Raw genomic sequence first — 12,611 nt, 5'->3', positions numbered from 1 at the left:
AACCTCACGATTCAGCCTGGATTTTCTTTTCCTGCCCCGCCATCAGGCGTTGCCGGAGAAACTGGAGCGGGAAACGAGACTCGAACTCGCGACCCCGACCTTGGCAAGGTCGTGCTCTACCAACTGAGCTATTCCCGCAATTTGGCGTCCCCTAGGGGACTCGAACCCCTGTTACCGCCGTGAAAGGGCGGTGTCCTAGGCCACTAGACGAAGGGGACACGCTGCTGGCATCGCTGCCTGCTTTCACTCCCTGCCGCGTTTCGCTGTGTGCTTTACGCTGCAAGTGGCGCGCATTCTATGGATGCTTGATACAGGCGTCAACCCCTTTGTAGAAATTTATTTAAATCAATGACTTCCGGGTGGGTCGGGGTGCAGATGCGGGCTGGCTTGTCGATATAGAGAACGGGTTTGCCTGTGCCGCTATTCGCTCCGAGGCAAACTCACTACACTCAACGCTGTAATTCTTCTTCAATGAGGCATTAACGGTGACACCACTTCTGATCACCCTGCTCATCGTAGCGGGTATCGCGTTGCTGATCGTGATCGGCTACCTCAACAATGTGGTCGAGAACGGCAAGCTGGAGCGCGCCCGCCTGAAGATCGAACTGGCCGACCGCCTGCGCCGCTGCGGCGAAATCACCGAGACCTTCCCAGGCCAGTTCATGACCCCGGCGCTGAAGCTGCTGCTGACCCGCCTGGAGCTCAACCTCAACCAGCGCCAGCTGGCGGTGGACAAGCACAATGCCCAGGTGAAGGCACGCATGGCCGAACTGGAAGGGCTGATCGCCCTGGGTGAAAAGATCCCGGTGAACAACCCGCCCAACCCGATCCAGACCGAGGTCAAGGCCAAGGATGTGCGCTTCTTGCTGGAAGCACTGCACAACCAGGTGACCCGCGCCGCGCAAGAGGGCTTCCTGCCTGCGCCGGAGGCCAAGCACTGGGTCAAGGAGATCCGCCACATCCTGGTGCTGCTGCATATCGAGTTCTTCAACAACCTCGGCCAGCAGGCCCTGCAGAAAGGCCAGCCAGGCCAAGCCCGCCTGGCATTCGAACGGGGGGTGCAGTACCTGCGCAAGCAGCCGGAGCCGAAGGTGTATGAAGAGCAGCTGACGTACCTGGAGAAACTGCTGGGCCGGGCCAACGCCCAGGTGCTGGACCAGATGGAACCGGCTGAGGACGAACACAACGAACTGACTCAGGGCCTCAAGACCGATGAGGACGAGACCTGGAAGAAGAAGGTGATGTACGACTGATCCGGAATTTGTTGTGGATTTGATGGCCCTATCGCCGGCAAGCCAGCTCCCACAGGTTACTGCACAGGTCTTCGAGCCTGCGGTTACCTTGTGGGAGCTGGCTTGCCGGCGATAGGGCCAGCCCAGGCAACACAACAATCAGCAGTCAGTCAGCTCCAAGAAGATAGCCGCCAGGCGCTCCAGCCCCACCTGGTCCGCCTCGCTGAATCGCGCCAGCCTCGGGCTGTCCAGGTCCAGCACACCAATCAGCCTGCCCTCCTTCACCAGCGGTATCACCAGCTCGCTGTTCGACGCACTGTCGCAGGCAATGTGCCCCGGGAACGCATGCACGTCCTCGACCCGCTGGGTCTTGCCGGTGGCAGCCGCCGCGCCGCACACGCCTTTGCCGAACGGAATGCGCACGCACGCCACCTGGCCCTGGAACGGGCCCAGCACCAGTTGCCCGTTACGGTTGAGGTAGAAGCCCGCCCAGTTCAGATCGCCTACCTGGTGGTAGAGAAATGCCGAAAACTGCGCGGCATTGGCAATGAAATCACGTTCGTCGGCAAACAGCGCCTGCACTTGCGCCGCCAGCAGGTGGTAGCCGTCGAGGCCGACGCCACTGGCATTGAGGTCGATCATTTACTTTTGCTCCAGCAATTGCAGCCCGACCCAGTAGCGAGCGAACTGATAGGCACAACGGCCATTACGGTTACCGCGGCCGGTAGCCCAGCGCACGGCGAGAATTTCCAGCGCTTCGTCACGCTGCCAGGCCAGCCCGGCCGGGGCCGCCAGCTGGCCGATCCAGTGCTCGACCACGTCAAGGAAGTGCGCCTGGGTGAACGGGTAGAACGACAGCCACAGGCCAAAGCGGTCGGACAGCGCGATCTTGTCCTCCACCGCTTCACTGGGGTGCAGCTCGCCGTCGACCCTTTTCCAGTTTTCGTTGTCGCTCTCCTTTTCCGGCACCAGGTGGCGGCGGTTGGAAGTGGCGTACAGCAGGACATTGTCCGGTGCCTGCTCCAGCGAGCCATCGAGCACGCTCTTGAGCACCCGGTAGTCGCCCTCCCCGGCCTCGAACGACAAGTCGTCGCAGAACAGGATGAAGCGCTGCGGCAGCTTCTGCAGTTGCTCGACCACGCGCGGCAGGTCGGCCAGGTGGTCGCGTTCGATTTCGATCAGGCGCAAACCGGCGCTGGCGTGCTCGGCCAGCAGCGCACGCACCAGCGACGACTTGCCGGTGCCGCGCGAACCCCACAGCAAGGCGTGGTTGGCGGGCATGCCTTTGATGAACTGGTGCGTGTTGCGGCCCAGCTGGTCACGCTGTTTGTCGACGCCGATCAGGTCGGTCAGGCGGATGTCCAGGCTGACTTCCAATGGCAGCAGGTAGCCGCTGCGGCCATCGCGCTGCCAGCGGGCAGCCAGGGTGGTGGCCCAGTCGATGTGCGGGCGCGGGGCCGGCAGCAGGGGTTCGAGGCGCGTCAGTACCGATTCGGCGCGGTCCAGGAAAGCGATCAAGCGAGCGTCCATGACGACTCCTAGCAATTTCAGTTTTTTGGGGCCGCTGCGCGCCCCTTCGCGGGCTTGCCCGCTCCTACAGGGATTGTGTTAGGCCTGGGGGCCCGCGAAGGGGCGCAAAGCGGCCCACGCTTGGCGATCAACTGAAATGAACAGACAGACCCACCAGCAGCCGGGGATGATCGGCTATGCTTGCGCAGCGCAAGGAATGGGAAACCAGCTCGGAACTCATGGATATCAAGTTCACCAATCGCCTGTCATACAAGCAAGCCCGGTTGACAGTCCTGGTCGGCTTCATCCTGGGAACATTGCTCAGTCTCATCCAGATCGGCATCGATTATGCCAGCGTAGACGCATCCATCAACCGTGAAGTGCGGGCCTTGCTGCAAATCAGCCACAACCCGGCCTCGCGTATCGCCTACAACATCGACTCGGAACTGGCCCTGGAACTGACCCGCGGCCTGCTACAGTCGCCGGCGGTGATCCGCGCACGGCTGATCGACAACAACCAGACGGTCCTGGCCGATGTCGAGCGCCCACGCCTGCAAGACCGTCTGCGGCCGCTGAGCGACTTCCTGTTCGGCGAACAGCGCCAGTTGAGTGAAAGCCTGTACCTTACCCATATGCCCGAGGAATACCTTGGCACCCTGTACCTGGACGTCGACACCTTCGCCTTCGGCAGCCGCTTTCTCGACCGTGCCGGCATTACCCTGCTCAACGGTTTTGCCCGCAGCCTGGTGCTGACAGGCCTGCTGCTGGCACTGTTCTACCTGATGCTGACCAAGCCACTGGTCACCGTGATCAGTGCGCTCAGCGGCAGCGACCCGCGCAAACCCCGGCAAACCCGCCTGGAATGCCCGCACGGCCACGAACTTGATGAAATCGGCGTGCTGGTGAAAGTCGCCAACCAGCAGTTCGTCAGCATGGCCACCGAAATCGAGCAGCGGCGCACCGCGGAAAACCGCCTGACCCAGTACCTCAACGAGCTGGAAGACATCGTCTCGGCACGCACCAACGAGCTGAAGGCCAGCAACAGCAGCCTGAGCCTGACCAACCAGGAGCTGGAACAGGCCCGCCGGCGGGCGCTGGACATGGCCCAGGCCCGCGCCGCCTTTCTTGCCAACATGAGCCACGAAATCCGCACCCCGCTCAACGGCATGCTCGGCATGATCGCCCTGGCGCTGGATAACCCGTTGCCCAGCGAGCAACGCCAGCAGCTGGCGATTGCCCACGACTCGGGCAAGGTACTGGTCGAACTGCTGAACGATATTCTCGACCTGTCCAAGTTCGACGCCGGCCAGCTGGAACTGGAGCGCATTGCCTTCGACATGGGCTCGATGGTCGAAGACACCGCCAACCTGCTGTCGCAGAACACCGCACAGAGCGTGGAACTGACCTGCCTGATCGCCGGCGACTTCCCCAGCAGCGTGCTGGGCGACCCCACGCGGGTGCGGCAGATCGTCAGCAACCTGCTGTCCAATGCCTTGAAGTTCACCCGCTTCGGCCGCGTCGATATACGCCTTGAGCGCATTGCCGGCGGCGTGCGCCTGCAAGTGCGTGACACGGGCATCGGCATCCCTGAAGAGGCCCAGGTGCGCATCTTCCAGCCCTTCACCCAGGCCGGCGCCGGCATCACCCGCCAGTACGGCGGCACCGGCCTTGGCCTGGCCCTGACCCGCAACCTGTGCAAAGCCATGCAGGGGCACCTGCAGATAAGCTCCGAAGCGGGCTTTGGCAGTTGCTTCACCGCCGAGCTGCCGCTGGCTGCGCACACTGAAGCCATCCCGCCACAGCCCCTGCAAGGCCGCGTGGCCGCCCTCAGTGCGGCGGGCAGCGGGCTGCACGAGCTCCTGCAGCGCGCGTTGCCCGCCTGGGGCTTGAGCTACCAGCGGCACGACAGCCGCATGGCCCTGCAGGCCACCGCGTTCGACCTGTTGATCACCGATGACGTGGACCATCTATTCGAACTGCGCCCGGCCCTGCAAGCGCCGATCCTGCTGGTTACCGCCTACGGCAACTTCCTTTCCCAAGAGCAGTCGCTGGCTTTGGCACCGCTGCACCAGCTGGCCCGCCCGCTGGCGCGCAACGCCTTGTATCAGACCTTGCGCCGAACCTTGCAAGGCCATGAGCCAGAACACCCGCTGGCCACGCCGCCCGTGACCCAGGGCGAAGGCCGCGCGCGCATCTTGTTGGTAGAAGACAACCCGGTGAACCAGCTGGTGGCCAAGGGGATGCTGGCCAAGCTCGGTTGCCAGGTCGAACTGGCAACCCAGGGCGCCGAGGCCCTGGCGGCGCTGGAACGGCAACCCTTCGACCTGGTGCTGATGGACTGCAACATGCCGGTGATGGACGGCTACGAGGCCAGCCGGCGCATTCGCCAGAGCGGCCGCTGGCCGTACCTGCCCATCGTCGCCCTCACCGCCAACGCCATGCCCGAAGAGCGCGAGCGCTGCCGGGCCGCGGGCATGAACGACTACCTGGCCAAACCGTTCCGCCGCGAAGAGCTGCTGGCGCTGGTCGACCACTGGGTGCCGCTCAGCGGCTGAGCAGGCGCTCGATGTCCGCTTCCAGTGCCTGCGGCTTGGTGAAAGGCGCATAACGCGTGACCTGGCCACTGGCCGGGTCGAGCAGGAACTTGGTGAAGTTCCACTTGACCTTCTGCGAGCCAAGCAAGCCTGGGGCACGCTGCTTCAGTTCGACATACAACGGGTGGGTGCCGGGGCCGTTGACGTCCACCTTGCGGAACAGCGGGAAGCTCACGCCGAAATTGCGTTCGCAGAACTGCGCAATTTCCCGCGCCTCGCCCGGCTCCTGCTGGCCGAACTGGTTGCACGGAAAGCCCAGCACTACCAGGCCACGCCCGCGGTAGGCCTGCCACAGTTGCTCCAGCCCCTTGTACTGGGGGGTAAAGCCGCACTGGCTGGCGGTATTGACCACCAGCAACGCCTTGCCGGGGTAGTCGCCGAGGGTCTTGTGCTCGCCGCCCAGGGTCACGCAGGGAATGTCCAGTATCGATCCAGCCATGGTCGGGCTCCGGTCAGTCGCGCGGGCGCAAGTCGATGCACACCGAGTTGATGCAGTAGCGCAGGCCAGTCGGTGGCGGGCCGTCGGGGAACACGTGGCCCAGGTGCGCATCGCAGCGGGCACAGGTGACTTCGGTACGGATCATGCCATGGGAGGTGTCGCGGATCTCGATCATCGCGCTGTCTTCGATCGGCGCGTAGAAGCTCGGCCAGCCACAGCCGGAATCGAACTTGGTCTGGGCGTCGAACAACGGCAGGCTGCAGCAGATGCAATGGTAAATGCCGTCGCGGCGCTCGCTGTTGTACTTGCCGCTGAACGGCCGTTCGGTGCCCTTCAGGCGGCAAACCTGGTACTGCTCGGGGTCGAGCATCGACCGCCATTCTTCCAGGGTTTTCTCGATCTTTTTCATGCAGGAACCTCGGCAGGCTGAATTTCACCCCACGCCGTCTTTTCCAGGGCGCGGGCGGCACGTATATTAGGTGGCTTCGTGTGCCAGGCGTTCAGTCTGTCACCCGCTTCCTGCCCTTTCAAACCTTTCGGCGGGGCGTAGCGCGTATTCTCAATCGGGATCCCATCATGCAGTTCAGCAAATCGAACAAGCTCGCCAATGTCTGCTATGACATTCGCGGCCCAGTGCTCAAGCACGCCAAGCGCCTGGAAGAGGAAGGCCACCGCATCCTCAAGCTGAACATCGGCAACCCAGCGCCCTTCGGCTTCGAGGCGCCCGACGAAATTCTCCAGGATGTGATCCGCAACCTGCCCACCGCGCAGGGCTACAGCGACTCCAAGGGCCTGTTCAGTGCACGCAAGGCGGTGATGCAGTACTGCCAGCAGAAAGAGATCGAAGGCGTCACCATCGAGGACATCTACCTCGGCAACGGTGTCTCCGAGCTGATCGTGATGTCGATGCAGGCGTTGCTCAACAACGGTGACGAGGTGCTGATCCCGGCACCCGATTACCCACTGTGGACCGCTGCCGTGAGCCTGGCCGGCGGCAAGCCGGTGCACTACCTGTGCGACGAGCAGGCCGACTGGTTCCCCGACCTGGAGGACATCAAGGCCAAGATCACCCCGAACACCAAGGCCCTGGTGATCATCAACCCGAACAACCCGACGGGCGCGGTGTATTCCAGGGAGTTGCTGCTGGGCATGCTGGCGCTGGCCCGCCAGCACAACCTGGTGGTGTTCTCCGACGAGATCTACGACAAGATCCTGTACGACGAAGCCGTGCACATCAGCACCGCCTCGCTGGCGCCAGACCTGCTGTGCCTGACCTTCAACGGCCTGTCCAAGTCGTACCGGGTGGCGGGCTTCCGCTCTGGCTGGCTGATCATTTCCGGGCCCAAGCACCATGCGCAAAGCTACATCGAAGGCATCGACATGCTGGCCAACATGCGCCTGTGTGCCAACGTGCCGGCGCAGCATGCCATCCAGACCGCGCTGGGCGGTTACCAGAGCATCAATGACCTGGTGCTGCCACCTGGGCGCCTGCTGGAGCAGCGCAACCGCACCTACGAGCTGCTGAATGACATCCCTGGGGTAAGCTGCGTGAAGCCGATGGGTGCGCTGTATGCGTTCCCGCGGATCGACCCGAAAGTGTGCCCGATCCTCAATGACGAGAAGTTCGCCCTTGACCTGCTGCTGTCGGAGAAGCTGCTGATCGTTCAGGGTACCGCGTTCAACTGGCCGTGGCCGGACCACTTCCGCGTGGTGACCTTGCCGCGGGTCGATGACCTGGAAGCGGCGATTGGGCGGATCGGCAATTTCCTGCGCACTTACTCGCAGTAAGTAACGGCCTCATCGCCGGCAAGCCAGCTCCCACAGGGATCGCCTTAGGGCTGACAGGTGTTTGCCACAAGGTATGCAGCGCCTGTTAGAGCGAGCGCCGCGCGGGCGGCGCTCGATCTCACAGGCGCTGAAGATGCTCCGGCTACCCTTGCCAGGAACCATAGAATCTCCCACAGGATCACTACAGGCCTGAGGATTGGGGAGTGCTTATGGGAGCCAGCCACAGGGTTATCACAGGCCTGAATTTTGTGAGGTCCCTGTGGGAGCTGGCTTGCCGGCGATGGGCTGCAAAGCAGCCCGGTTATCTGCGCCACCTGTTTCTTACATCCTGCAACGCTCTATCCCACTGCCCACGCGTCATCCTCTGCCATACTCCGCCGTACACAGTTTGAAATAGTCCCCCGATTGAAACGGCACCCCAGGCCCCTTATATACCCCGCAGTAAGCGACAATTCATCCGTCAGGAGAACGTAACAACCATGATGCGCATTCTGTTGTTTGTAGCCACCAACCTCGCGGTGGTGCTGGTTGCAAGCATTACCCTGAGCCTGTTCGGTTTCAACGGGTTCATGGCCGCCAACGGGGTCGACTTGAACCTCAGCAGCCTGCTGGTGTTCTGCGCCGTGTTCGGCTTCGCCGGCTCCCTCGTCTCGCTGTTCATCTCCAAGTGGATGGCGAAGATGACCACCGGCACCCAGATCATCACCCAGCCGCGCACCCGCCACGAGCAGTGGCTGTTGCAAACGGTCGAGGAGCTGTCCCGGGAAGCGGGCATCAAAATGCCTGAAGTGGGCATTTTCCCGGCCTACGAGGCGAACGCCTTCGCCACCGGCTGGAACCGTAACGACGCCTTGGTAGCGGTGTCCCAGGGCTTGCTGGAGCGTTTCTCGCCCGACGAAGTGCGTGCGGTACTGGCCCACGAAATCGGCCACGTGGCCAACGGCGACATGGTTACCCTGGCGCTGGTTCAGGGCGTGGTGAACACCTTCGTGATGTTCTTCGCCCGGATCATCGGTAATTTCGTCGACAAGGTCATCTTCAAGAACGAAGAAGGCCAGGGCATCGCCTACTACGTGGCAACCATCGTTGCCGAGCTGGTATTGGGCATCCTGGCCAGCATGATCGTCATGTGGTTCTCGCGCCGCCGCGAATACCGCGCCGACGAAGCCGGTGCACAACTGGCCGGCACTTCGGCGATGATCGGCGCCCTGCAGCGCCTGCGGGTGGAACAAGGCCTGCCGGTGCACATGCCGGACACGCTCAAGGCCTTCGGCATCAACGGCGGCCTCAAGCACGGCCTGGCCGGCTTGCTGATGAGCCACCCGCCGCTGGAAGACCGTATCGAGGCCCTGCGCCGTCGCGGTTGATCCAACAGGCAAGCAAGGGCGACTTCGGTCGCCCTTTTTTGTGCCTGCCTGTGCAGGCTTACCCGCGCTAGAGCCGGCAGACCCGGTACACCCGCTCCAACACACTGGATGCCCCGGCCTGCAGAAACTTCGGACTTTCCCCGAGCACCTGCGCCTGCTCCAGTTCATCCACCTGGCAGCCCGCAAAGCCCTGCCTCAGCTCCTGATCCGCCACCGAAAACGGCGGCCCGGCCAGCAGCGACTGGTCGTAATCCAACGTCACCACCAAGCCAAGGCACCCGGCTGGCAACAACGCCGACAGAGCCTGCGCGTAGCGCGCACGCATGGGCGGCGGCAGGGCAATCAGCGCCGCGCGGTCGTACAGGCCCGCGCAGTCGCCGACATCTTCTGCCTGCAGGGCAAAGAAGTCCCCACACCACAGCTCCACGTCGCCACTGCGCCATACTTCAAAGTCGCCACGCTGCCGCACCTCGGCCTCAAGCCCATGCTCGCGGAAGAAACTCTCCACGGCCCGCCGCGAAAGCTCCACGCCCAATACCCGGTGCCCCTGCCCGGCCAACCAGGCCAGATCGAGGCTTTTGCCGCACAGTGGCACCAGCACGCGGCTGCCGGGCACCTGCTGCAATGTTGGCCAGTACCGCTGCAGATACGGGTTCACCTGCGCCTGGTGGAAGCCGATCTGGTTGTCGGCCCACCGTTGCTGCCAGAACGCTGGTTCCATGAACACTCCCGATTTTTAGATGGTTCGCCAGTAAAAGTTGGTTTGGATTTCGATCTTTAGTTGATCGAAGATGAGTGCATCTTAACCTTCAGGACCCCGCCATGCTGCCCAGCCTGTTCATTTCCCACGGCTCCCCCATGCTTGCCCTGCAACCCGGCGCCAGCGGCCCGGCGCTGGCAGGGCTCGCCAACGCACTGCCGCGGCCGCAAGCCATTGTGCTGGTGTCGGCGCACTGGGAAAGCCGCGAGCTGCTGATCACCGGTGGCGCACACCCAGAAACCTGGCATGACTTCTACGGCTTCCCACCGGCCTTGTATGCGGTGCAGTACCCTGCGCCCGGTGACCCTGCCCTCGCCGACCGGGTCGGCGAGCTGTTGCAAGGCGCCGGGCTGGCCGCGCGCCTCGACCCGCAGCGGCCGTTCGACCATGGCGCCTGGGTGCCGTTGTCGTTGATGTATCCCGATGCGAGCATCCCGGTGGTGCAGGTTTCGCTGCCCACCCAGATGGGCCCGGCGCTGCAAGTGAAGGTTGGCCAGGCCCTGGCGGGGCTACGCCAGGAGGGCGTGCTGCTGGTGGGTTCGGGCAGCATTACCCATAACCTTGGCGAGCTGGACTGGCATGCCGGGCCCGACGTGATCGAGCCGTGGGCGTTGGCGTTTCGAGATTGGGTAGTGGAAAAACTGCGGGCTGATGACCGGGAGGGGTTGCTGGCTTATCGGCAACAGGCGCCGTTTGCAGTGCGCAACCACCCGAGCGATGAGCATTTGTTGCCGCTGTTTTTTGCCCTTGGTGCGGGGGGGCAGTTTGGCGTTGTGCACCAAGGCTTTACCTTGGGGGCGCTGGGGATGGACATCTACCGGTTCGACTGACGATTGCCGGGGGCTGCCGCGCAACCCCACCATGGCACAGGCAAAAAAATCCCCAGCCAAGGCCGGGGATTTTTCATTGCGCCAGGATCAATCCTCGCGGTAGCGGCGCAGCTTCAGCTGCTTGCCGGCCACGCGGGTGTCCTTGAGCTTGGACAGCAGCTTCTCGAGGCCATCTTCCGGCAGCTCGACCAGGCTGAAGCTGTCGCGCACCTGGATACGACCGATCGCGTCACGCGCCAGGCCACCCTCGTTGAGGATCGCGCCCAGCAGGTTTTTAGCGGCGATGCCGTCACGGGCACCCAGCGCGGTACGGCAACGCACGCGGCCTTCGGCCAACGGCAGCGGCGCGCGACGCTCGCGGTCGCCGCGGTCAGGGCGCTCGCTGCGCTCACCACGCTCGGTACGCTCACCACGCGGGGCGAAGCTCGGCACCAGCGGCTGCTCACGCTCTACCGCCGCCAAGTCCAGCGCCTGGCCGTTGGTGGCCTTGCGCAGCAGGGCCGAGGCCAGGGCACGGGCGCTGCAACCCAGGTCGTTGGTCAGGCGGTCGAACAGGTCACCATGGGTGGCTTCAGCCTCGGCAACCAGTGGCGCCAGGCTGTTGGTCAGCTTCTTGATGCGCGCATCGAGCACCGCTTGGGCGTTCGGCAGGCGCGCTTCGGCAACCTTCTGCCCGGTTACACGCTCGATCACCTGCAGCATGCGGCGCTCACGTGGCGTGACCAGCAGCAGCGCACGGCCTTCGCGACCGGCACGGCCGGTACGGCCGATACGGTGCACGTAGGACTCCGGGTCGTACGGCATGTCAACGTTGAATACGTGAGTGATGCGCGGTACGTCCAGGCCACGGGCCGCCACGTCGGTGGCGACAACGATGTCCAGGCGGCCATCCTTGAGCGAGTCGATCACGCGCTCACGCTGGTTCTGGGCGATGTCGCCGTTCAGCGCAGCAGCCTTGTAGCCCTTGGCTTCCAGCGCGGCGGCCAGGTCCAGGGTGGCTTGCTTGGTGCGCACGAAGGCGATCAGCGCGTCGAACTCTTCCACTTCCAGCAGACGCAGTACAGCCGGGATCTTCTGGTCGGCGTGGACCATCAGGTGGGCCTGATCGATCGCGGTAACGGTCTGGGTCTTGCTCTGGATCTTGACGTGCTTGGGTTCGCGCAGGTGGCGCTCGGCGATCGAACGGATCGACGATGGCAGGGTGGCGGAGAACAGCACGGTCTGGCGGGTAGCAGGGATGGCGTCGAAGATCACTTCGAGGTCGTCCATGAAGCCCAGCTTGAGCATCTCGTCGGCTTCGTCCAGTACCAGGTACTGCACGGTCGACAGGACTTTTTCGTCGCGACGCAGGTGGTCGCACAGACGGCCCGGGGTGGCGACGACGATTTGCGCGCCGTTGCGGATGGCGCGCAGCTGTGGGCCCATTGGGGCACCACCGTACACAGCAACCACGTTCACGCCTGGCATCTGCTTGGCGTAGGTTTCGAAAGCGGTAGCAACTTGCAGCGCCAACTCACGGGTTGGCGCCAGGATCAGGGCTTGCGGTTCGCGCTTGCTCACATCGATCTTGTTGAGGATCGGCAGGGCGAAGGCAGCGGTCTTGCCGGTGCCAGTCTGCGCCTGGCCGATCATGTCATGACCGGCGAGGATGATCGGGATAGATTGCTGCTGAATGGCGGACGGCTCTTCATAGCCGGTAGCCACTACGGCAGCAACGATATTCGGGTTGAGATCGAGAGCGGCGAAGCCGCCGGTTTCCTGGGTCATGGGTCTGCCTCTAGGTGCATCCGCAAAGACCCATGCTCCAAAGCTGCACATGCCTTGAAAGACCGTCAGGTCACCCAGGCAGCTTTGGCGGCGGGGATTTGCGAAAACGATTGAAAAAGAAAACTTGGGAAGGTCCGCCTAGCGGACGTGCAGCCGAAGCTGGACTCGGAGGATTTGCACCACCTGATTTTGAGGTCCGCTAAAAGACCGGCGCGTACTATACCTGAAATGTACGGTTAGGTGAGGAATATTTTCAGGGGCTGAAACGATAATCCCTGACGCTGCCACGATCCCCGTAGGAGCGGACTTGTGTCGCGAAAGGGGC

At 63.3% G+C, this 12,611-nt stretch carries 11 protein-coding genes and 2 tRNA genes; 5 read left to right on the top strand and 8 right to left on the bottom strand.

Annotation, left to right across the window (positions count from 1 at the left end; translation table 11 throughout):
- Positions 1-62: 62 nt before the first annotated feature.
- Both GYA94_RS13835 and GYA94_RS13830 read right to left on the bottom strand, forming a co-directional pair.
- Positions 63-138 (bottom strand) — tRNA-Gly (locus GYA94_RS13835).
- Positions 139-142: 4 nt separating this feature from the next.
- Positions 143-218, bottom strand: a tRNA-Glu gene (locus tag GYA94_RS13830).
- Positions 219-485: 267 nt separating this feature from the next.
- On the opposite strand from GYA94_RS13830, the gene GYA94_RS13825 reads away from it, so the two are divergent.
- Entirely contained in the window at positions 486-1,253 is a 768-nt protein-coding gene (locus tag GYA94_RS13825; RefSeq protein WP_110679720.1) for a hypothetical protein, read from the top strand.
- A 138-nt stretch (positions 1,254-1,391) separates the two neighbouring features.
- On the opposite strand, the gene GYA94_RS13820 is transcribed toward GYA94_RS13825, so the two are convergent.
- Positions 1,392-1,874, bottom strand: a complete 483-nt coding sequence (locus tag GYA94_RS13820; protein WP_110679719.1) for a free L-methionine (R)-S-oxide reductase MsrC — start codon at positions 1,872-1,874, stop codon at positions 1,392-1,394.
- A complete protein-coding gene (locus GYA94_RS13815) occupies positions 1,875-2,762 on the bottom strand; it encodes an ATP-binding protein (protein ID WP_110679718.1) in 888 nt (295 codons plus the stop codon).
- 176 nt (positions 2,763-2,938) lie between these two features.
- Between GYA94_RS13815 and GYA94_RS13810 the strand changes: the two genes are divergently transcribed.
- Positions 2,939-5,296, top strand: a complete 2,358-nt coding sequence (locus GYA94_RS13810) for a hybrid sensor histidine kinase/response regulator (RefSeq protein WP_110679717.1) — start codon at positions 2,939-2,941, stop codon at positions 5,294-5,296.
- Here the strand turns inward: GYA94_RS13810 and GYA94_RS13805 are convergent.
- Both GYA94_RS13805 and msrB read right to left on the bottom strand, forming a co-directional pair.
- Complete coding sequence (locus GYA94_RS13805; protein WP_009682840.1) at positions 5,286-5,774, bottom strand: glutathione peroxidase; 489 nt, start codon at positions 5,772-5,774, stop codon at positions 5,286-5,288. The genes GYA94_RS13810 and GYA94_RS13805 overlap by 11 nt on opposite strands.
- Positions 5,775-5,787: 13 nt before the next feature.
- Positions 5,788-6,183 carry a peptide-methionine (R)-S-oxide reductase MsrB gene (gene msrB, locus GYA94_RS13800; RefSeq protein ID WP_009682839.1) on the bottom strand — a complete coding sequence of 132 codons (396 nt, stop codon included), beginning with the start codon at positions 6,181-6,183 and terminating at the stop codon, positions 5,788-5,790.
- A gap of 167 nt (positions 6,184-6,350) precedes the next feature.
- Here msrB and GYA94_RS13795 point away from each other — a divergent pair, with 167 nt between their 5' ends.
- A complete protein-coding gene (locus tag GYA94_RS13795; protein WP_009682838.1) occupies positions 6,351-7,562 on the top strand; it encodes a pyridoxal phosphate-dependent aminotransferase in 1,212 nt (403 codons plus the stop codon).
- A 479-nt stretch (positions 7,563-8,041) separates the two neighbouring features.
- Entirely contained in the window at positions 8,042-8,929 is an 888-nt protein-coding gene (gene htpX / locus GYA94_RS13790) for a protease HtpX (RefSeq protein WP_047150248.1), read from the top strand.
- Between the two features lie 67 nt (positions 8,930-8,996).
- Here htpX and GYA94_RS13785 read toward each other — a convergent pair whose 3' ends face one another.
- Entirely contained in the window at positions 8,997-9,650 is a 654-nt protein-coding gene (locus GYA94_RS13785; protein ID WP_161892507.1) for a thiopurine S-methyltransferase, read from the bottom strand.
- 101 nt (positions 9,651-9,751) lie between these two features.
- Between GYA94_RS13785 and GYA94_RS13780 the strand changes: the two genes are divergently transcribed.
- On the top strand, positions 9,752-10,519 hold the full coding sequence (locus GYA94_RS13780; RefSeq protein ID WP_161892506.1) for a DODA-type extradiol aromatic ring-opening family dioxygenase: 768 nt from the start codon (positions 9,752-9,754) through the stop codon (positions 10,517-10,519).
- 87 nt (positions 10,520-10,606) lie between these two features.
- On the opposite strand, the gene GYA94_RS13775 is transcribed toward GYA94_RS13780, so the two are convergent.
- Positions 10,607-12,286 (bottom strand): DEAD/DEAH box helicase, encoded by a 1,680-nt coding sequence (locus tag GYA94_RS13775; RefSeq protein WP_029888096.1) that lies wholly within the window; start codon positions 12,284-12,286, stop codon positions 10,607-10,609.
- Between the last annotated feature and the right edge of the window lie 325 nt (positions 12,287-12,611).

It is taken from the genome of Pseudomonas juntendi (assembly GCF_009932375.1).
GTDB classification, from domain to species: Bacteria; Pseudomonadota; Gammaproteobacteria; order Pseudomonadales; family Pseudomonadaceae; genus Aquipseudomonas; species Aquipseudomonas juntendi.
Note: the sequence above shows the minus strand (reverse complement) of the source record. Positions and strands in the feature narration are given on the sequence as shown.

Bases quoted from the DNA above. Each gene is read 5' to 3' on its own strand.
- GYA94_RS13820 (WP_110679719.1), bottom strand. From the start codon at position 1,874: ATGATCGACCTCAATGCCAGTGGCGTCGGCCTCGACGGCTACCACCTG.
- GYA94_RS13815 (WP_110679718.1), bottom strand. From the start codon at position 2,762: ATGGACGCTCGCTTGATCGCTTTCCTGGACCGCGCCGAATCGGTACTG.
- GYA94_RS13810 (WP_110679717.1), top strand. From the start codon at position 2,939: ATGCTTGCGCAGCGCAAGGAATGGGAAACCAGCTCGGAACTCATGGAT.
- GYA94_RS13805 (WP_009682840.1), bottom strand. From the start codon at position 5,774: ATGGCTGGATCGATACTGGACATTCCCTGCGTGACCCTGGGCGGCGAG.
- msrB (WP_009682839.1), bottom strand. From the start codon at position 6,183: ATGAAAAAGATCGAGAAAACCCTGGAAGAATGGCGGTCGATGCTCGAC.
- GYA94_RS13795 (WP_009682838.1), top strand. From the start codon at position 6,351: ATGCAGTTCAGCAAATCGAACAAGCTCGCCAATGTCTGCTATGACATT.
- htpX (WP_047150248.1), top strand. From the start codon at position 8,042: ATGATGCGCATTCTGTTGTTTGTAGCCACCAACCTCGCGGTGGTGCTG.
- GYA94_RS13785 (WP_161892507.1), bottom strand. From the start codon at position 9,650: ATGGAACCAGCGTTCTGGCAGCAACGGTGGGCCGACAACCAGATCGGC.
- GYA94_RS13780 (WP_161892506.1), top strand. From the start codon at position 9,752: ATGCTGCCCAGCCTGTTCATTTCCCACGGCTCCCCCATGCTTGCCCTG.
- GYA94_RS13775 (WP_029888096.1), bottom strand. From the start codon at position 12,286: ATGACCCAGGAAACCGGCGGCTTCGCCGCTCTCGATCTCAACCCGAAT.